General features: G+C 71.0%; 14 protein-coding genes and 1 pseudogene. 9 read left to right on the top strand and 6 right to left on the bottom strand.

What is annotated here, in order from left to right; genetic code table 11:
* Window positions 1-39: 39 nt before the first annotated feature.
* Both ABZ070_RS00875 and ABZ070_RS00870 read left to right on the top strand, forming a co-directional pair.
* Window positions 40-360, top strand: a complete 321-nt coding sequence (locus tag ABZ070_RS00875; RefSeq protein ID WP_356628450.1) for a GYD domain-containing protein — start codon at window positions 40-42, stop codon at window positions 358-360.
* 82 nt (window positions 361-442) lie between these two features.
* Window positions 443-1,867, top strand: coding sequence for a serine hydrolase domain-containing protein (locus tag ABZ070_RS00870; protein ID WP_356628448.1), 1,425 nt, complete (start codon window positions 443-445; stop codon window positions 1,865-1,867).
* Between the two features lie 382 nt (window positions 1,868-2,249).
* On the opposite strand, the gene ABZ070_RS00865 is transcribed toward ABZ070_RS00870, so the two are convergent.
* Both ABZ070_RS00865 and ABZ070_RS00860 read right to left on the bottom strand, forming a co-directional pair.
* On the bottom strand, window positions 2,250-3,515 hold the full coding sequence (locus ABZ070_RS00865; RefSeq protein ID WP_356628446.1) for a Gfo/Idh/MocA family oxidoreductase: 1,266 nt from the start codon (window positions 3,513-3,515) through the stop codon (window positions 2,250-2,252).
* Window positions 3,516-3,603: 88 nt separating this feature from the next.
* The gene (locus ABZ070_RS00860; RefSeq protein WP_356628559.1) at window positions 3,604-4,740 is read right to left on the bottom strand and encodes an ROK family transcriptional regulator; all 1,137 of its coding nucleotides are present in this window, start codon (window positions 4,738-4,740) and stop codon (window positions 3,604-3,606) included.
* Window positions 4,741-4,926: 186 nt separating this feature from the next.
* On the opposite strand from ABZ070_RS00860, the gene ABZ070_RS00855 reads away from it, so the two are divergent.
* Window positions 4,927-5,418 (top strand): hypothetical protein, encoded by a 492-nt coding sequence (locus ABZ070_RS00855; protein WP_356628444.1) that lies wholly within the window; start codon window positions 4,927-4,929, stop codon window positions 5,416-5,418.
* A gap of 74 nt (window positions 5,419-5,492) precedes the next feature.
* Window positions 5,493-6,665, top strand: coding sequence for a serine hydrolase domain-containing protein (locus ABZ070_RS00850; protein ID WP_356628442.1), 1,173 nt, complete (start codon window positions 5,493-5,495; stop codon window positions 6,663-6,665).
* A gap of 116 nt (window positions 6,666-6,781) precedes the next feature.
* Here the strand turns inward: ABZ070_RS00850 and ABZ070_RS00845 are convergent, their stop codons facing one another.
* The gene (locus tag ABZ070_RS00845) at window positions 6,782-7,282 is read right to left on the bottom strand and encodes a GNAT family protein (protein ID WP_356628440.1); all 501 of its coding nucleotides are present in this window, start codon (window positions 7,280-7,282) and stop codon (window positions 6,782-6,784) included.
* A 342-nt stretch (window positions 7,283-7,624) separates the two neighbouring features.
* Here ABZ070_RS00845 and ABZ070_RS00840 point away from each other — a divergent pair, with 342 nt between their 5' ends.
* Window positions 7,625-8,884 (top strand): MFS transporter, encoded by a 1,260-nt coding sequence (locus ABZ070_RS00840; RefSeq protein WP_356628438.1) that lies wholly within the window; start codon window positions 7,625-7,627, stop codon window positions 8,882-8,884.
* A complete protein-coding gene (locus ABZ070_RS00835) occupies window positions 8,881-9,621 on the top strand; it encodes a PIG-L family deacetylase (protein ID WP_356628436.1) in 741 nt (246 codons plus the stop codon). Before ABZ070_RS00840 ends, ABZ070_RS00835 begins: the two co-directional genes overlap by 4 nt.
* A gap of 43 nt (window positions 9,622-9,664) precedes the next feature.
* Here the strand turns inward: ABZ070_RS00835 and ABZ070_RS00830 are convergent, their stop codons facing one another.
* Window positions 9,665-12,667 carry a BTAD domain-containing putative transcriptional regulator gene (locus ABZ070_RS00830; protein WP_356628434.1) on the bottom strand — a complete coding sequence of 1,001 codons (3,003 nt, stop codon included), beginning with the start codon at window positions 12,665-12,667 and terminating at the stop codon, window positions 9,665-9,667.
* Window positions 12,668-12,820: 153 nt separating this feature from the next.
* Between ABZ070_RS00830 and ABZ070_RS00825 the strand changes: the two genes are divergently transcribed.
* Complete coding sequence (locus ABZ070_RS00825) at window positions 12,821-13,867, top strand: class I SAM-dependent methyltransferase (RefSeq protein ID WP_356628432.1); 1,047 nt, start codon at window positions 12,821-12,823, stop codon at window positions 13,865-13,867.
* A gap of 406 nt (window positions 13,868-14,273) precedes the next feature.
* Here the strand turns inward: ABZ070_RS00825 and ABZ070_RS00820 are convergent, their stop codons facing one another.
* Complete coding sequence (locus ABZ070_RS00820; RefSeq protein ID WP_356628430.1) at window positions 14,274-14,933, bottom strand: lysophospholipid acyltransferase family protein; 660 nt, start codon at window positions 14,931-14,933, stop codon at window positions 14,274-14,276.
* A 768-nt stretch (window positions 14,934-15,701) separates the two neighbouring features.
* Here ABZ070_RS00820 and ABZ070_RS00815 point away from each other — a divergent pair.
* Window positions 15,702-15,803, top strand: a pseudogene (locus ABZ070_RS00815) (TetR/AcrR family transcriptional regulator); the annotation flags it as partial.
* Between the two features lie 495 nt (window positions 15,804-16,298).
* Here the strand turns inward: ABZ070_RS00815 and ABZ070_RS00810 are convergent.
* On the bottom strand, window positions 16,299-16,769 hold the full coding sequence (locus ABZ070_RS00810) for a GNAT family N-acetyltransferase (RefSeq protein WP_356628428.1): 471 nt from the start codon (window positions 16,767-16,769) through the stop codon (window positions 16,299-16,301).
* A 612-nt stretch (window positions 16,770-17,381) separates the two neighbouring features.
* Here ABZ070_RS00810 and ABZ070_RS00805 point away from each other — a divergent pair.
* On the top strand, window positions 17,382-18,761 hold the full coding sequence (locus tag ABZ070_RS00805) for a DUF5685 family protein (protein ID WP_356628426.1): 1,380 nt from the start codon (window positions 17,382-17,384) through the stop codon (window positions 18,759-18,761).
* The last annotated feature ends 396 nt before the right edge of the window (window positions 18,762-19,157 follow it).

Genomic DNA, 19,157 nt, shown 5'->3' with positions numbered 1-19,157 from the left:
AGCTGAACGGCATAGCCCGTGATGCAGAAAGGGAAGAGCATGCCGAAGTACCTCGTCCAGGCCACCTACACAGCCGAGGGAATGAAGGGCTTGCTCGCCGAGGGCGGCTCGGGCCGCAAAGCGGCGGTGGAGCAGGTCCTCACATCCTGCGGAGGCACGCTGGAGTGGATGTACTTCGCGTTGGGGGAACGAGACTTGTATGCGGTGATCGATCTACCGGACGAGGTCACCATGGCTGCCACGGTGATGGCGGTCCGGGCCACGGGCACCGTGCTGTCCACAGCCGTCCCGCTGTTGAGCGTGGCTGACATCGATGCGGCGGCCCGCACGCAGGTGGACTTCCGGCCTCCCGGCGCCTGACACCGGGGACGTGTGCCGGGTGAAGCCCGTCGCGGCGCTCGTTGGTCAAACCGCGGGGTTGTGACCAGGGCGAACATGGCTGATGCGGCACTCACTCGATCCGAGCAGCCTTCATCGACGGCTTGGTGTGCTGACCGACCGACTGACGGGTGCGCGTCGGCTGCATGGCTGTTCAGGCAAGCCCGCATCGGCGCGCGCCGGCGTCTTCACAGAGGGCCAGGCCCATCCGGGGCGCCTCCGGGCGCTGGACTTGGCCGTGGGCCGACGCAAACGGCCACAGCACCCGGGCTGTTCGCCTGCCTCGGCATTCGGGGCGGTCGGGGCGGTCGAGAAAGCGGTTGCCGGCGAGCGGACGACTATGACCATGATGGGCTGTTGGCTGGTCAACCATCTCTGCGAGGGGTCTGCGGTGACGAACGTGACGAGGACTGACGGCATCGATCTGGAGGAGGCTGTCTCCAGGGTGGCGGAAAGGACGGGCTTCTCCGGCACGGTCCGTGTCACGCGCCACGGGCAACCTGTGTTCACCCGGGTGTTCGGGATGGCCTCACGCCGGTGGTCCATACCCAACACACACGACACACGCTTCAGGGTGGCGTCGGTGTCCAAGATGTTCACAGCAGTGGCCGTCCTCCAACTCGTCGAGCGGCAGCAGGTTCGCCTGGGCGACGCACTGGTGGACTTCGTGAAGGACCATGTGCCGGAGCTCGATCCGCGTGTGACGGTCCACCACGCCCTGACGATGACGGCGGGCATCGGCGACTGGTTCGAGGAGGGCAGCGACGACTGGGAGGCCGAATGGGCGGCCCTGACGTCCTCCCAGCCGCTCTACCTCCTGCGGGACAACAAGGACTACCTGCCGCTGTTCGCCGACAAGCAGCCCCACTTCGCGCCCGGGGAGCGTTATCTCTACAACGGCGCCGGGTACATCATGCTCGGCCTGCTGATCGAATCGGTGACCGGCCGCTCTTTCGAAGAGGTCATCGTGGACGACGTCTTCGCCCGCGCCGGAATGAGCGCGTCCGGATTCCCGGCCCTGGACGACCTGGGGCCGGACATCGCCGAGGGGTATCTCGCCACAGCTGACAGCGCGACGCCGTACCGGACCAATCACTACGCGACCACCCCCCGTGCCGCTGCCGACGGAGGGGCTACGTGCACCGCCGCCGACCTGACGGCCTTCGCCCATGCGCTGCGCCACGGACGGCTGCTGAACGAGGAGACCACGCGCTTGGCCCTGACCCCTCAGGTCGACGAGCGTGAAGAGAAGGTCCGCGGCTACCGGTGGATGTACGGCTTCGGCCTCACCCACATCCTCGACGACGAAGGGACCGTCGTCCGCTGGGGCCACACAGGCGAGGAGGACGGCGTCAGTGCCCGTCTCTACCACTATCCGCAGCAGGACCTGGACGTCGCCGTTCTCTCCAACATCAGCTGGTGCGCCGGTGACATGGGCTGGGCCGTCCACGACGCCCTCGTCGGCAACCAGGAAACCCGTGTGCCGTAGGGACGCCGAGTAGCCGGCTCGACGTGCTCGGGGCAGGTCCACCTCCTCGAATGCGGAGCCGTGCTCGGTGAGCAGGGGGCGACTGGTCACTCGCTGGCAGAGTGCACGATGACCCGGTCCACGGGAGGTGGGCTGACTCCCCGGGTTGTCCCACTCGGCCCGGTCGGCAAGCACCGTCAGGCAGGCACGCGTAGTGATCACAGTACGCGGGCCGGGGCGTCCGGCCCCACGGCGTGCCGGGGTGGCTCTCCGCTCAGGAGGCGCAGGACCTCGCCGACGGCGCTCTCGCCGAGCCGCAGTCGGCACTCGGCGGTACCCGCCGCCTGATGCGGAGTCAGCAGGAGGCCCGGGAGCGGCGGAGCACGTGCGGTATCGGGAACGGTCAGCGCGCCGGTACCGTCTCTACGGTGCCGGTGCAGCGAGCACGTTCGGCGGCGAAGGCGGCCAAGTGGCTGCCGATCGAAGCGGCGGTACCGGACCGGATGGCGGCGGCCTCACCCGTGGCGACGGCCTGTACGAACGCCTCCATCAGTGCCGCGTCGCCGCCGCCGTGTCCGTCCGCGGTGGTGGCGCCGCCCGCCTCCACCGTGTGGACGGTGGTCTCGCCGGTGCAAAAGTCCTGGACGGTGACCTGCTCGCCGTCGCCGCGCAGCCAGCCGTGCGAGCCGTGGATCCGGGTCTGACGGTGGGTCTGTTCGGTGAACGCGACCACGGTGAAGGTGGCCGTGACGCCGCCGGACAGCCGCATGGCGAGCACCTGGTGGTCGACCACGTCGTTCTCGCAGCGGTACACGCACTTCCCGTACGGGCCCTCGCGCAGCGCGGCCAGCAGGGCGGACTCCTCGGTGGCATCGGTGACATGCGTGACCGGCCATACTGGGCCGCGTTCCTGCAGAGTGGGCAGGTAGAGGCGGGGCGCGGAGTACGGGCAGTCCGGCTCGACGGCGCAGTCCAGACAGCGGTCGGCAGAACCTGCCGGCGCATGCTCGGGGCGGAAGTGCTTGAGCCCGCCGAAACTGGCCACCTGCTCGATGCGCTGCCCGGTGACGTAGGCGATCCAGTCCAGGTCGTGGCACGACTTGGCGAGCAGCATGGGCGAGGAGTCGCACTCACGGCTCCAGGGGCCGCGGACGTAGCTGTGCGCGTAGTGCCACCAGCCGACCGGCTCCAGGAGGTCGAGCGTGACGAGGTCGCCCAGCACCCCGGAGGCGAGGACCCGCCGCACCAGATCGGTGTACGGCGTGTAGCGCATGACGTGGCAGGCGGCGAACAGGACACCCGCCTTTTCCACACCGTCGACGATGGCGCGGGTCTCGTCCTCGGTGGGGGCGAGCGGCTTCTCTGCCAGGATCGCGTATCCGGCCTCGGCCAGGGCGAGGAGGGGCTCGACATGGTCGGAGTCCCGAGTGGCGACGATGACGGCGTCGGCGATCCGCTCCTCGGCCAGCGGGCGCCAGTCCTCGAAGGTCCGGGGCGCGCCGATCGCGGCTCGGGCAGTCGGCCGCGGGTCGGCCACGGCCACGAGGCGGGCCTTGTCGGGGTGGGCCTTGATCCAGTCGGCGTAGATGCCGCCGCGGTTGCCGGCGCCGACGACGGCGACGGTGACCGGGGGTCGGTACGAGGGGGACGGCGCGTGCAGCGAGCTCATCACGATTCTTCGCCTTTCGCAGAGCGGGCGGGGAGTGCGAGCTGTCCGGCGACGGCGTTGCGGTTGCGGTGGTGCTGCGTGGCTCGGTTCAAGTGCGCGGAGACGGACGCGTGTTGTGCGCGAGATAGGTCGTTTCAACGTGGTCGATGGCTCGGCGGATGGCGCCGAGGGCGACGCGGTCGTCCCCGAGCGGCGAGGGGCTCAGGTCGGGTAGCCGTAGGCACAACGGCTCCAAATGGTCGCGGAGTCGAGGGAGCAGGACGTCGGCGGAGTGGACGAGGCCGCCGCCGAGGACGACGAGTTCGGGGTCGACGGTGAGGATCATGGCGGCCAGGCCGAGGGCCAGGTCGTTGGCGTACCGGTTCACGGCCTTCATCGCGGTGGTGTCACCTTCGCGGGCCGCGCTCAGTACGTGGGCGGCGGCGTCGCGCACAGGCATGTCCGGCGGGATGACCGGACATTGGGCCAGGCGCTCGGCCGCGGTGGCCCACGGGATGACGGGAAAGGTACCGATCTCGCCTGCTGCGCCGCCGGAGCCCCGGTGTACCCTCCCGGCGACGATGAGCGCGGCGCTGGTGTGCAGCCCGGCGTGCAGGTAGATGACGTCCTGTGCGGAGCGGGCGGCGCCGAGATGCTGTTCGGCCAGCGCGGCGAGCCGGGTGTCGTTGTCGACCAGGACGGCCCCCATGCAGCGGTCGCGCAGATGCTCGGCCAGGGGCACGCCGGTCCAGTCGGCGGCCGCCCAGGCCACTGTGACCTCTCCGTCCGGCCCGACGACGCCGGTGGTGCCGATCGCGATCACCCAGATCTGGGAGGTGTCCACGCCGGCGTCCGCCAGACAGCGGTCGACGACGTCGTCGACCGCCTTGAGGCGGTCGGCGCGCCCGATGCCGGGCGGGACCGGTCGTCGGGCGGAGGTGAGTACCGTACCGCCGAGGTCGGCGAGTGAAACCAGGACGGTGTGGGCGCCGATGTCGATGCCCAGCACATGACCGATCTCGGCACGGAACCGGTAGCGCCGGGCCGGCCGTCCGACCGAGCCGGGCGCCGGCGAGACCTCGACTGCCCAGCCCTGGCCGGTCAGTTCGCCGGTCAGGTCGTCCACCGAGGCGCGGGACAGGCCGGTGAGAGCGGCGAGTTCGGTCAGAGTCACGGGCTCGGCAGAGCCACGGAGTGCCTGGAGCACCCCGAAGAGGTTGAGCCGGCGCAATCGCGCCAAGTCCACTCCGGCCGCGTGTGGTTCAAGCACCGACAACCCCCGTGACATGTCGCACTCACTGGAATAATCGGAGGCTCTACGAGAACTGCACAAGCAGTCAAGGGTAATTGCGCATCAAAGACTGATCCTTCGGCTCACCAGGACGTCGAATTACTGGACAGCGTCACATAATCCGAGGAGGCTGTGACCGCCGTGACCCGACAACTGCCCCGCCTGTTCCTCGCTCTCCTGCTCGCCATGACCTCGCTGTTCCTCCCGGCCCGATCCGGCGCCGCTGACCGGAACACCGGCGCATCCCCGCTGGACCGGACCTGGTTCGGGCCCCCGACCGATCTCGGCGTGCAGCAGTACACGTCCGCGGTCATCGACGCCGTGGTGGGCACGGAGGACGGCAGGCCCACGGCCTACACGACGGTCTCCGGGGAGAACGCCGTCTTCAACGTCATCGACATCCGCGACAACCGCCGACTGCGCTCCTTCACCCTCACCGGAGTGGAACAGTCCTGGCGGCACGCGATCGGGCGCGAACACAGCGCGCCGCAGCAGCACTGGTTCGGCGTTCAGGCCCTGGGTACGGCACCGACAGGCACGGCCCACGTCCGCCTCTCGCTGTACTCATCTGCGGAGAATCGCATGACGGCATACGTCGACACGGTGTCTGTGAAGGCAACGCGTCGCCCGTGAAACGAGTCCCTGGAAAGCAGGTAACCGAGCAAGGGCCTGATCCGCCGGACAGGCCCTGACAAGGATGGGGCGGCATGACGACGATCAACGGTGAGGTCGCGCCCGGGTTCGAGTCGGTGCGCGAGGCGTTCGCGGCGAACTTCGATCAGCACGGGGACATCGGCGCGGCGGTGTGCGTGTACCGGGAGGGCCGGCCGGTGGTGGACCTGTGGGGTGGAACGGCAGACCCCGACACCGGTCGCCCGTGGAAGCGGGACACCCTGCAACTGGTCTACTCGGCGACCAAGGGGGCGACCGCCACCGCAGCGCATCTGCTGGCCCAGCGAGGTGCGCTCGACCTGGACGCCCCGGTGGCCACGTACTGGCCGGAGTTCGCCGCCAACGGCAAGGCGGAGATCCCGGTGCGTCGGCTGCTGTCCCACCAGGCCGGCTTGGTCGCACTGGACCAACCGGTGCCACTGGCCGATGCGCTGGCCTGGCAACCGATGGTGGCCGCGCTCGCCGCTCAACGTCCGCTGTGGACGCCGGGAACCGCCCACGGATATCACGGCCGGACCCTCGGCTGGCTGATCGGGGAGGTGATCCACCGGGTTTCCCGCCGCACACCGGGCCGCTTCTTCGCCGCCGAAATCGCCGGTCCGCTGGGACTGGACTTCTACATCGGATTGCCGGCGAACCAACGCGACCGGGTCAGCCGCATGGTGTACCGGCGGCCCGAGGCCGATCTCACCACCGTGCCCGCGGAGTCGATCCCCGAGGGACTCCGCGAACTGGTCGCGGCCAAGCGCGACCCGAACTCCTTGAACAACAGGGCCTTCCAGGTCACCGACCCCGCCGAGATGGATTTCAACTCACCCGAGGTCCAGGCCGCCGAGCTCCCGGCGTCCAACGGCATCGGCACCGCCCGCGGCCTGGCACGCATGTATGCCGCACTGATCGGGGAAGTGGACGGCGCGCGCCTGTTGTCTCCGGACACCCTGGCATCGGCGACCGAGGAACAGGTCAGCGGCCCGGACAAGGTGTTGGTGTCTGCGAGCCGGTTCAGCTCCGGATACATGCTGCCCACCGAGACCAACCCCATGATCGGCCCGACCTCCTTCGGCCACACCGGCCGAGGCGGCTCACTCGGCTTCGCCGACCCCGAGCACGGCATCGCGTTCGGCTACGTGATGAACCACATCATCGAGGATCCTGACGACGCACGCGCAGTGTCGCTGATTGACGCAGTGCGAAGTTCGATGCCGTGACGGACACACCGAATTCCCGCTGACCGGAGCCGAGGAAGCGACCCCAGCTCCGGCCGGCACAGCATCATCGTGTGGTCCGCGACCCGCGTGGAGGGCGAGGCAAGGCACTCAAACAGCTATTGAGCGTCAGCCATGAGATCCACGCACGCGGTGAGTACATCACCGTCACGGACCAGATCCACACCGATACCGGCCATGAGAGCCTGCACTGCTGTGTTCTGCGGCGTCGTGCTCACATACACGGATGTGAACCCCTCCGCGCGGGCTTGGTCCAAGAGGAGCTTCAGCACGGCACCGCCTACGCCGACGCCTCGGTGGGACCGTCCGACCCACATCCCGGCTTCCGCCATCCCGGCCTGCTTCTCCACGGGGCACAGCCGTGCTGCTCCCACGACCCGCCGTGAAGCGACGATCGCAAAGGTGATCTCCTTGGGGTCTGCCGCCAGCGACCGCGACTCGTGAAACTGCACGAATGCCGACCGCCGCTCCGGCGTCCACTCCCCCGGCCCCTCCACCGGCGGCATCACCTCGAGCGGATCGGCATCCTCAACCGCCGCATGCAGCAATTCCTTGAGGAGAGTCCGGTCAAGAGGGTGGAGCATGACATCGGATCGCATGGCCGCATGCTGTCACGGTGCCTACGACTACCTCCAACGAGTTGGCTGCCGCTCCACATCAGCCGCCTGATAGGCGACGCTTCGCCTGAAGGGATCAGGAACAGGTAATAGCGCAGTTGCCGGCGGATCTGCTGGCTGGGGTCGAGCGTGATCTCGAAACGGGGCGGCCATGTCGGCGGACCGGCCCGCCCGGACGACGCGTTCAGCCTGCATGATCCGCCCCCGTCGACCGACTGCCGGGCCTCCGGTGGGAAGGACCTTGGCTGCGCGCCCTTCCGTCCTCCCCTGCCCGTGACAGCACTGCGTTACCGCGGTGCGAGGCCGTGTTCCGACGATCGTGCCGTGACGCACCGGGAGGACGAGATGGGCGACGACACGATCGGCACAGTGAAACCGGACCAGGCCACTCGACGGACCGACGCAGACCCGGCCTGGCTCCCGGTCGTGGCTCTCGGCATGGGCACGTTCACCGTCGGTACCGACATGTTCGTCCTGGCCGGCATCCTCGGCGGGATCGCCGAGGACTTCCATGTGGGTGTCGGCACCGCCGGGCTGACGGTGACAGTGTTCGCGGCGTCGTACGCGATCGGGGCGGTGTCGCTCGGCGCGCTTCTCGGACCGCGGCCACCTCGGCAGGTGTTGATCGGCTCGGCCTCGCTGTTCGGGGTGGTGAGCGTGCTGTCGGCGCTGGCGCCGACGTTTCCCCTGCTCCTCGTGGCCCGTATACCGGCGGCGCTCGCCGCATCGGCCTATGTGCCGGCGGCGGGGGCGGCCGCCGTCGCCGCTGTGCCCCCGAGCCACCGAGGACGGGCGCTGGGCATGATCCTGGCGGGCACGTCAGCCGCCATGGTGGTGAGCGCCCCGCTGGGCGGCCTGCTGGCGTCTGCGCTGTCGTGGCGCGCGGCCTTCGGGCTGATCGCCCTGCTCGCGGGGGCGACCGTCGCTGCTCTGCTGCTCACCGACGCCAGGTGGTCGGCCCCACCGGTCCGCGACGCGCTGCGCGAACGGTTGCGGCCGGCGCGTTCCCCGGCCGTCCTCGGAGTGCTCGGCGTGACACTCCTGGTGATGACCGCCTCATTCAGCATGTACACCTATCTGCCGCTCCTGGTGGCCACCGGTGCCGGGTACCCCTGGATCGGCCTGTTCGGTGCGGCGTTCGGCGTCGGCGGCATGGCGGGCACCTGGTGGGGCGGGACCGCGGCCGACCGGAGGGGGCCGCACCGGGTGGGCGTGCTGGCTGTGGTCGGGCTGGCCGCGGGTTTCACGGCGCTGCCGCACCTGGCGACAACGGCGGGCGGCGCGCTCGCGGTCATGGTCGCGTGGGGCGTCGCGGCCTGGGGGTTCGTTCCCGCACAACAGCACCGTCTGATCGGCCTGGGGGCGGCGGCCAGGATTCCCGGCCGCCCCGGCACGGGCGTGGCGGCGCCCCTGCTGCTCGCCCTGAACAGCTGCGCCATCCAGCTCGGGGTGGCGGCGGGTGCGCTGTTCGGCGGCATGGTGGTCGAGGGCATAGGCGCCGACCGGCTCTGGACGGTCGCCGTCGTCTGCTGTGCCGCCGCGCTCGGCGGCCTCGGCATTCTCGGTAAGGCGGTACGGGCATGACCACATCCACGACCCGGGTGACCCAGGCGTCCGCAGTCCCCGCTCTGGGCACCATCCTCGGCATCTGGGCGCACCCGGACGACGAAGCCTATCTGTCCGGCGGTGTGATGGCGCTGGCCCGTGACAGCGGATCACGGGTGGTGTGCGTGACTGCGACCCGCGGCGAGCTCGGCACGGCTCGTCCCGACGAGTGGCCGCCCGAGCGACTGGCCGCTGCGCGTACCGGCGAGCTGGCACGGTGTCTGGAGGTCCTGGGCGTCACGGAGCACCACTGGCTCGGCCACCGTGACGGGCGGTGCGGGGACGTCCGCGCGTCCGACGCGGTCGCGGAGCTGTCCGCCACGATCGCCCGGGTGCGACCGGACACGGTTCTCACCTTCGGCCCGGACGGCATCACCGGGCACCCCGACCACCGGGCGGTCTCGGCCTGGGCCACCGCGGCGTTCCACCGCGCGGCGCCGGACAGCGCGCGGCTGCTGTACGCGACGTTCGCAGCGCGGCGGGCACCGCGCTGGAGTGCCCTCAACAAGAGCCTGGGCATCTTTCCTGCGGGGCTGCCGGTCATGACGCCCGCCGAGCTGCTGGCGGTCGACCTGGTGCTGGACGAGAACACGGCGGCCCGCAAGGTCCGTGCCCTGGCGGCGCAGGAGACGCAGACGGGCGAGCTCATCGCAGTCATGGGCGCGGAGCGCTTCACGGCCTGGGTCGGCGACGAGTCGTTCGTCGAGCAGCCGTGACCGCGGGCGCCGGCCACTGGAGCCCCGGTGGCCTGGGCAGGTGTCATCCGCAGGTGAGGTGCCGCGCGATCGCCTCCCGGGCGGCATCCAGGGCTGCCGCCCGGCAGGGGGCCGGCGTCGTCGAATCCCGGCCCGTACCCGGAGGAGCCGGGGACATCAGCCCGCTCGGGGACACCGTGGTGGGCATGGCGGCCCCGGACCGGTGGGAGCGGTCCCCGCCGGTGGGCGGGCCGTCGCAGGCGGTACGGACCTCCACGTGTGCCGGCAGGACCTCCGCACCGTCACGGGGGGTCTCCGCACACCCCCACCACCCGCCCTCAACGGCCGGTGCGTCGGGAGCCCGGTCGGCGGCCGCGTCGATCAGAGCCGCCGGTGCTTCGTCGCCGAGCCGGCGCAGCAGGTCGGCAAGGTTGCGCAGGGTGGTCCAGAGGTGGGTCCAGTTGCCGTTGCGGGCGAAGTAGGCGATGACGTCGCGGTATCCGGCCAGCGCTTCCTGGTCGCGGCCCGCGGCGGCCCGTACTGACTGCAGCCCGACGGTCGCGACGCCGATGAGGAAGGTCGCTCCCGAGGTGCGGGCCAGGTCGATGGCGCGGACGTAATGCCGCTCGGCCGCGTCGCCGTGGCCGACGCGGCTCTCGATCTCGCCGGCGACGTAGGCGCCCCACGAGCGCATTGTGGGCGACACCGCTGCGGCCCGTCCCCGGTCGTTGAGCGCGCGCGCCGTGTCCGGGTCGCCGGCGTAGGCCGTCGCGAGGGCCGCCATCCCGAAGCCTTCCCGCTGCGGTCCGCCCAGGGCGGTCGCGGCCAGGGAGTGCTCGACCACATCGTCGTAGGCGCCGCGGGCCAAGTCGGCCACCGCGAGCACGAACAGGCAGTGCCATGACGCGGCGCGCTCGCCGGCGTTCTCCAGCCCGGCCCGGGCGAGCAGGTCGGCCCGGCGGTAGTCGCCGCGGTGGTAGGCCGCCTCCGCCGCGGCCGCGAGCGCGGCAGAGGCCTTCGGATGTCCATGGAGCGCAGGGTCCGCGGCCAGCTCCGCCGCCCAGTCCCTGAGCTCGACGAGGTCACGGTAGGCGATCGCGTCGAACAGAGAGGTGACCATCGCCGCGGCCTCGTCCAGGGCCGCCCGGTCGCGTACCAGGCGCCACGCGGCCCGCAGGTTCGCGAGTTCGCGGCGCAGGACGGCGTCGGCCTCGGGTTCCCGCCCGGTGCCCATGGTGACGGCGATCCACGAGGTCAGTGCGACGGCCCAGCGCACCATGCGTGCGGCGGCTCCGTCGTACTCGCCCGTCGCCGTCAGCCGGTCCAGCCCGAATGCCCGCAGGGTCTCCAGCATGCGGAATCGGGTGGTGCCGCCGAACGAGGCGTCCATCATGGAGGCGTCGACGAGCCGGGCCAGGACGGTGCCGGGGTCGCTGTTCAGGCCCAGGTCGGCGCCGAGCTGCTCGGCGGTGGTGAGGTCCACGCCGTCGGCGAAGACCGACAGGTGGCGGAAGAGCCGGCGTTCGTCCTCCGTGAGAAGCCGGTACGACCACTCGACGGTCGCGCGCAGCGTGCGGTGCCGGGCATCGGCACGCGACGTGCCTCCGCCGAGGAGGTCGAGCGAGCGGTCGAGGCGGCCCCGTAGATCGGTGAGGGAGAACGTGGACAGCCGGCCGGCGGCGAGCTCGATGGCCAGCGGCATGCCGTCGAGCCGGCGCACGATGTCGGCCACCGCGCGCATCTCCTCCGGCGTCGGTGGTGGATCGTGCCGGACCCGGCGTGCCCGGTCCAGGAAGAGCGCCACGGACGCGGCCCGCGCGGGGTCCTGGCCGGGGCGGGGCAGCGTCAGCGGGGTCAGCCGTGAGACGTGTTCGGCAGCCAGGCCGAGCGGTTCCCGGCTGGTGGCCAGCAGGGTGGTCCCGGGGCACGACGTGAGGATGGTGACCACGGTGTCCCTCACGGCGTCGAGGAGGTGCTCGCAGTTGTCGAGCACCAGCAGTCCCGGGTGGTCGACGAGGACGGCGACGCAGGCGGCCAGCACGTCCCCCTGTTCCACCTTCAGGTTCAGGGCAGCCGCGAGCGCGTGAGGCAGGGCATGGGGATCGGTGACGGGTGCGAGCAGCAGCACCGCGGGGTCGCCGCTCTGGCGGGCGATTTCCAGGGCGACCCGGGTCTTGCCGACGCCGCCGGGGCCGACGAGCGTGACGAGGCGTTCGGCCGCCAGGAGCCCGTGGAGGGCCGCGATCTGCTGCTCGCGGCCGATCAGCCGGGTGGCGGGCCGCTCGGCGACCTTTTGTGGGGCGGGAGCCGCACCGCCGGCGCCGATGATGTCGCGTTCGAGCTCGTCCAGCGCCGGTGAGGGGTCGAGGCCGGTCTCGTCGGCGAGTCTGCGCCGGAACTCCCGTCCGAGGCGCAGTGCCTCCGGTGCCTGGCCGGTCGCCGCCAAGGCCCGCATGTGCAGGAGGACGGGGGGTTCCCGCAGGGGGTCGTCGGCCGAGGACGCAGCGGCGATGCCCAGGATCGTGTCCGCCGATCCCGCGGCGAGTGCGTCGGTGACGAGTGCGTCGGTCACCTCCTGCCGCAAGTGCGCGTACCCCTCGACCGCGGTGGCGATGGCGACGAAGTCGGTGAGGTCGGCCAGCACCGGCCCGCGCCACAGGGCGTGGGCTTCCCGCAGCAGGGTGCACGCCTCGCCCGGGTCCCGCGGGGCCGTGGCACGAGCCGTCGCCAGCAGCGCCCGGGCCCGGGCCACGTCCAGTTCGTCGCGCCCCAAGGACAGGCGGTAGCCGCCGTAGCAGGTCTCCAGACGGTCCGCTGCCGGGCCGAGGTGCGCGCGTATCCGGGACACGTGGTTCTGTAGGGCTTGACGGCCCGATTCGGGCACCTCACAGGGCCACAGGGTGTCCAGGAGGTGCTCGACCGGCACCGTCCTGCCCTCGGCCAGCGCGAGTATCGCGAGGACCGCGCGGCGCTTGGGCCCCGGGACGTCCACCGGGGTTCCGCCCACGCTGAGCCGCAGCGGCCCGAGCAACTCGACGCGGACCGGCGGCGGACGTTCGTCTGCCATGGCGCTCCTCGCGTCCGGAGCGTGTGCTGTCTCGAGGACGGACTCAGCCGGGTGAGCGCGGTGACAGCGCGTGCGAGCGCCGTGCCAACCCGCCGTTCGAGCCTGTCCGTGGTGACCGGCGGGAGCCGGTCGCGCAAGAGAGGAGACCAGGGAATGGATCACAACAAGGTTACCGAGTTTCTGGGACGGTTCGTGACGGACCTGGGCGCCGCCGGTGCCGCCGGTTCGGTGGTGATCGGTCACCGGCTCGGCCTGTACCGGGCGCTGGCGCAGGGGCCGGCGACGCCGGAGCGGTTCGCGGAGCGCACCGGATGCCATCCGCGCTACCTGACCGAATGGCTGCTCGGCCAGGCCGCGGGCGGGTACGTGAGCTACGACCCGCAGACCGGCGAGTTCTGGCTGACCGAGGAGCAGGCTTTCTGCCTGGCCGACCCGAACGGTCCCAACGTTCCGGCCGCCTTCCTGATCGTGCTGGGCTACCTGCGCGCCGAGCCGCGGATCACCCAGGCGTTCCGCACCGGTGAGGGCGTCGCCTGGCACGAGCACGAGGAGGACGTCTTCGTCGGGTGCGACGCGTTCTACCGCCCCGGGTACGTGGCAGAGCTCGTGCCGAGCTGGATCCCGGCGCTGGAGGGGGTCGACGAGAAGCTGGCCGCTGGAGCGCGGGTGGCGGACCTCGGCTGCGGTCTCGGCTCCTCGTCGCTGCTCCTGGCCGAGGCCTACCCGCGCACCACCGTCGTCGGCTCGGACTACCACACCGAGTCGGTCGAGCTGGCGCGGAAGAAGGCGGACGAGGCCGACCTGACCGACCGCGTGACCTTCGAGGTGGCGACCGCGCAGACGTTCACCGGCGGCGACTACGACCTGGTGATGATGTTCGACTGCCTGCACGACATGGGCGATCCGCTCGGAGCGGCCAAGCGGGTGCGCCAGGCGCTGGCCGCGGACGGCACCTGGCTGCTCGTGGAGCCGTACGCATCCGACAGGGTCGAGGACAACTTCAACCCGGTCGGCCGGCTGTTCTACAGCGGCTCCACGTTCCTGTGCGTTCCCAACGGCCTCTCCCAGCCCGGCGGCTACTCCCTGGGTGCGCAAGCCGGGGAGTCCGCGATCCGCGAGGTAATCACCGATGCCGGCTTCACCCGGTTCCGCACAGCGGCGCAGACCCCATTCAACCTGGTGTACGAGATCCGGCCGTAGCGCCCCGGGCGCCTGGCCGGACCACTGCGCCCGGGCTCCCCGCCCGCCGTGACGCGGGGAGCCCGGCGGCTTCGGCGAGGCTGCGGCCGAACCTCCCTTTGCCCGGCAGCCCCACCTGCGACAGTGCTCGCAGGCGATGGCGGCGGCCGTGTCGGGTCTGCGGCGGTGAACTCCTCGGCCCAGCGGGTCAAGTAGGCCTCGCTGGCGGAGAGCCCACCGCTCCCCGGCCGGTGTACCACCGAGTGGCTTCGCCGGGCTGTGAACCCGGTCGTCGTCCGCAGCGCAGTACGCGAAACTTGCATCACCATGGCGGCCAACTCTGAGGAGAGCACTCAAGTGGGCACCCGAGCGGCTGAGTTGGCACCACAGAGCGTGCGAGTCGGCAGAGCGATGCTCGGGGTGGCCATCACGCCACGAGCGCAGCGGGCTCGCCCAGGTGCTGGGCGGCGGTGCGCCAGGCCGCGGTGACGGCTTGGTGGGCAGCCACGCTCGCTGTCGTGATCTCGGCCGGCAACTGGAGGGGAGCGCCGACGTGCACGTGCAGTCGGGGACGCCGGGCGGGGGCTGTGAGGAACCCGGCCACCTGTTTGGTGCGGCTGCCAGAGGTGACCCGGCGGGCGCCGGCCTGGCCGATCGGAACGATGAGAGCGCCGGAGGCTGCGGCCAGGCGAGCGGGGCCACTGCGGAAGGCCTCGGGGGCGGCTTCGGCGGCGTCCCTGCGGCAGGGAATACGCCCCTCGCCGTAGATGAGCACGTGGCGGCCTGCTTCGAGCGCAGCGGCGGCCTTGTCCAGGGCGTCGGCCGCATGGGTGGTACGGCGGTAGACGGGGACATGGCCGTCGCGGTCCAACAGGTACCGCAGGACAGGGATGCGCCACAGGCCGGCGGCGGCGAGGATGACGGGTTCGACGTCCATCCCGCGCAACGCGGCCAGCACGATGCCGGGGTCCGCCAGAGAGGTGTGATTGGCGACGAGTATGCCGGGGGCCGGGAAGGTGGCCGGTTCGGCGGATGTCGTAAGGCGGCCGAGGAAGGGAACGACGGAAGCGGCGATGCGGCTGAGCACAAGACTCCTGCTATTCGAACGTCGAGGTGATCCTCATCGTCGCGCCAGGGCCGTCCGAACGCCTGAGTCCGCGTACTTATCTCTCCTGGTGATGCAGGGATCAGGTGCTCAGTACGGGTATCAACTTGCCCGATCTGATGGGCGGTGGCTTCGGGCGTCGCGTCGCCCCTTCACAGGGGACGGGGGTGAGGCCGGCGGCAGACCGCCCGGCGCGATGGGCAGAGCGGGTCAGAGGCCGGAACTGCGAGACGGGCCGTGCGGGTCATCCCTGCCAGGTCCAGGCAACCGCCCGGACCCTGCTCCCACTCGCCGACCATACGGTGGACGCAGGGTCACGAAGGTAGGGGGTGCGGGACGGTTTTGGCGGACCGCCCCTCCATGGGCTCAGCAGGCACGTCCCGTGTGTCCCGGACCGGGCTTGCGCGGGGCGACCGCGACGCGGGCGGCGGGGGCTGGTAGGGCGCGGGGCCCTGCTGGTACGGGCCCGGGTACGGCTGCCCCTGGTAGGGCTGGTGGTCGTAGGGCTGCCGGGGGCCCGGGTACGGGTTGCTCACGGGGGCGTTCCCTTTCAAAGAAGGCGTGATGAACCTGGGGGGGAAGAGTGAAATCTACCGTGGTTACCGGAGTTTCGTGCCGGTTCGTACGCAGCCAGGAGCATCGTTCTCCGCTTCTGCACGTTCCGCACTGCGCTTAGCACGTCAGGAGCGTGAGCGTGCTGCGCGGCAAGTCCCGCCAGCCGCGAGGAAGCCCGCGCGTGAGCGCGTCCGGAGGGCCACCCGCCTCAAACTTCTCGACGGGGCCCTGCGCGCCCTGGTCGAGCAGGGCATCGCCAAGACCTCGGCCCGCTCGATCGCGACCTCCGCCGGACTCGCGCTGTGGATCGAGGAGCTGGAGGCCTTCCTGACCCGGCTGCTCGCCGCGACCCCCTGAGCCCGACAGCGGGCCCGCTGTGCATTTCAGGCGGCCCTCGAAGGACGGAGGCTCGGGCTGCCGAAGCGTTCTGGTCGACCCGGGTTGGGGCTGGAGATGCCCCGTAGGGCAGCGGGCATGAGGGGCTCCCGCCGAGGTGGTGCCGAAGCCCGTCGCCAGTCTCCAGCGCCATGCCCAGTGATCTCGGCTTCAGGGCCTCCCCGACACCTGCTGGCGGGGCAAGGGCTCGCTGATCGCCCTCCACCGCGGCGAAGCCGTCGGCCTTGACGCTCCTCAGTGCCCCGCGTCGAGCCTACGTCTACAGCGGACTCGACGAGTGGGTCCGCTACGGCGGCTGACCGCTCGCCGGCGCAACACAACCGCCACCGTCTACCTGGCCGCCTCCACATCGCCGGCAGCCACATCAGGTCCGCACGATGGACCGGCAGTAGCGCTCTAGCTTGAGAGGGTGTAACGGAACATGTGCAGGGTCCAGGATGGCTCGGCGGTCGGCTTCGTCGCGTACTGCACGGCCCCCATGGCCGCGTAGAACGGAGCGGCGTTCGGATCCGAGCCAACGATGAACTCCGACCGCCCAAGCTCGCGCGCAGTCCGGATCGCATGCTGCCAGAGAAGCTTGCCGTAACCCTTGCCGATCTCGTCGGCGTCAACAAAGAGCTTGTCCAGGAGCAGGTCACCGTCCTCTTCGGTGAAACCGTAGAAGCCGAGGCTCTTGCCATCCTCCTCCAGGACGAAGACCGGGTTGTCCCGGACATAGACATCTGGGATCGCCCGAGCCTCACCCGCCCAGTCGAAGTAGCCCGGTGGGTACCCCCAGTGAGTCGACGATCGCTCCTGGAGCCCTTCAAGCTCGCCGGCCTCGTCAGGTTCGGCGCGTCGGATCCGCCTGGCACCTCTGGTTGACACGGCACGGACCACCCTTCTCGATCGCTGCCTGAAGCCGTCGATCCGACTAGATCACGGTTCCACGCTGACGAGCCACACCACCCGGAGCAGAGGACCAGCGCCGTCCAGTGACACAGCCGGCGTGACTGATCACGCGACTTGAACCGTTCCTGTCGGTCGGGGAGCTGCCGATGTAGCGTAGGCGGTCTGGCGGGTGAGACGACTCCCGTGGACAGGTTTCGCGGGCGGCTCGACGCGACCACCCTCCCGCCCTCGTGCCAGAGGCATGGACTGCGCCACTCGACGAACTACCGCGTGCCCCTCATGCGTCCCGCCGCGGCGCCGCGGGGGCCGGTGCGGGCACGGCTGGAACCGTTGTTGCCGCAGGGCATCGAGCCGGACCGTCCACCGGTGCCGAAGCGGCGGCGGCTTGGACCCCTCGCCCCATGAACGTACCGTCGGCAAAGCGCCAGGTCACGCCGGTACGGGACAGGCCTTAGCATGTCGCCCGTTGGGTGACAGGCGGTCCTGCGTCACGCGCGGTCGTGCCTCATGTGCGGTCGTGCCTCATGTGCGACGTTGCCGCCCGTCCGGCTGTGTCCTGGCAGCCGTGTCTACAGGGGGAGAAATTCGATGTTCGGAATCATCAGGCCATGCCGTCATCGCCTGGGCGAGGGCATGCGTACCGAGTGGATGGCGCATCTGTGCGGGCTGTGCCTGGCACTGCGCGGCGAGTACGGGCAGTTCGCGCGGGTGGCCACCAATTACGACGGCCTGATCGTCTCGGTGCTGACCGAGGCGCAGTCGGAGCGTACCGGCGACTGGCGGCGAGGCGCCGGTCCCTGCCCGCTGCGCGGGATGCGTTCGGCGGACGTGGCGCAGGGCGAGGGCGCCCGGCTGGCGGCGACGGTGTCGCTGGTGCTGGCCGCGGCGAAAGTACGTGATCATGTGGCCGATGGCGACGGCCTGTTGGGCCGCCGCCCGGTAACGCTGGCGGCACGCCGGATCGCCCACGGCTGGGACCGTGCGGGTGCCGCGGGCGGCAAACGGCTCGGCTTCGACACCGCGGTGCTGCTCGGCGCGGTCGAACGGCAGTCGGAGATCGAACGGCTGACCGGCCGCGGCGACTCGCTGCTGACGGTCACGGAACCTACGGAGACGGCAACCGCCGCCGCCTTCGCGCACACCGCGGTGCTCGCCGACCGCCCGGGTAACGCCGAGCCGCTGGCGGAGGCCGGCCGTCTGTTCGGTCGGCTGGCGCATCTGCTCGACGCTGTGGAGGATCTGGACGCGGACGAGGCGACCGGCGCGTGGAACCCGATCACCGTGACCGGCGTCGACCGCACAGAGGTGCGCCGGCTCTGCGACGACGCAGTCCATGGGATCCGACTCGCCTTGTCCGACGCCGAGTTCGTTGACGGGCGGCTGGCACGGGCGCTGCTGGGCGGCGAGTTGGAGAGTGCTGTCGACCGTGTCTTCGACCCTCGGCATCGTCACCACCAGCACCGCCACCAGGCACGGGGCCCGCGCATGCTGCCCTGGTTGGGACGCCGTACGGCGACGGAAACGCTCTCGGGGGCCGGCACGGGCACAGACTGCGGCGTCGGGGCGCTTACGGGCGCGGCCACGGAGGGCGCCTCGATGGCGTCGGGCCGGCCCTCGGAGGGGCAGTGTCGGCGGTGCGGCCAGTGGCGCCAGTTGTGCCGCGATTGCAGGTTGTGCTTCAACTGCTGCACCTGCAACGAGGACGCCGGCCCGGATGACGGAGAGCCCTGGCAGTTCGGCGACGGCAGCCGCAACGGCGGCTCTCGCCATGAAGGTTCCGGCCGGGACGGTTCCGGGGGCGAGGGCTGGTTCGGCGGACCAGGCGGCGGCAACTCGGGCGGCACCTCCGGCGGTTCGGGCGGGGGTGGTCGGGGCTCCGGTGGTTCCGGTGGTTCCGGTGGTGACGGCTGCTGCAGTGGCGGGGGCTGCTGCAACCCGTGCAAGTGCTGCTGCGACTGCTGCGACTGAACGACGGATGAGCCGGGTGGGCCCCCCGAACCCCCAGAGGGGAACCGGGGGGCCGGGACATCTCACCGAGGGTGTCACCGGAGCGCGGCCGCGGCCAGCAGGGCTCAGGTCTCTCGGAGTGCCGGGCATCCGGCGAGGTGGCCCGGAAAGGCGCGTGTCAGGCATCCGGATCCGGCGGGACGCCCCTTGGGACGCCAACTGCCGGACCACGGCGTCGCCTGGCCCCCCTCCTGTACCTCATCGAGACGGTCCCCAACCCCGTCCTGCCGCCGCCCCTGGGTCGGACGCCGAGAGTGGCACCAGCGGCTCTACGGCGAGGGCTCCTCCTCCGGCGGGCTCTCACGTCAGGAGGGCTCGCCGAAGCGGCCGCCGGGGTGAAGGTGTTGCTGCAGAGAC

It is taken from the genome of Streptomyces sp. NPDC006283 (assembly GCF_040613325.1).
GTDB lineage: Bacteria > Actinomycetota > Actinomycetes > Streptomycetales > Streptomycetaceae > Streptomyces.
This window is presented reverse-complemented; position numbering and strand designations above follow the sequence as displayed.

Excerpts from the sequence above, each read along its gene's own strand:
- ABZ070_RS00830 (WP_356628434.1), bottom strand. The coding sequence starts at position 12,667 with ATGGCAGACGAACGTCCGCCGCCGGTCCGCGTCGAGTTGCTCGGGCCG.
- ABZ070_RS00845 (WP_356628440.1), bottom strand. The coding sequence starts at position 7,282 with ATGCGATCCGATGTCATGCTCCACCCTCTTGACCGGACTCTCCTCAAG.
- ABZ070_RS00875 (WP_356628450.1), top strand. The coding sequence starts at position 40 with ATGCCGAAGTACCTCGTCCAGGCCACCTACACAGCCGAGGGAATGAAG.
- ABZ070_RS00870 (WP_356628448.1), top strand. The coding sequence starts at position 443 with ATGCGGCACTCACTCGATCCGAGCAGCCTTCATCGACGGCTTGGTGTG.
- ABZ070_RS00825 (WP_356628432.1), top strand. The coding sequence starts at position 12,821 with ATGGATCACAACAAGGTTACCGAGTTTCTGGGACGGTTCGTGACGGAC.
- ABZ070_RS00865 (WP_356628446.1), bottom strand. The coding sequence starts at position 3,515 with ATGAGCTCGCTGCACGCGCCGTCCCCCTCGTACCGACCCCCGGTCACC.
- ABZ070_RS00835 (WP_356628436.1), top strand. The coding sequence starts at position 8,881 with ATGACCACATCCACGACCCGGGTGACCCAGGCGTCCGCAGTCCCCGCT.
- ABZ070_RS00805 (WP_356628426.1), top strand. The coding sequence starts at position 17,382 with ATGTTCGGAATCATCAGGCCATGCCGTCATCGCCTGGGCGAGGGCATG.
- ABZ070_RS00850 (WP_356628442.1), top strand. The coding sequence starts at position 5,493 with ATGACGACGATCAACGGTGAGGTCGCGCCCGGGTTCGAGTCGGTGCGC.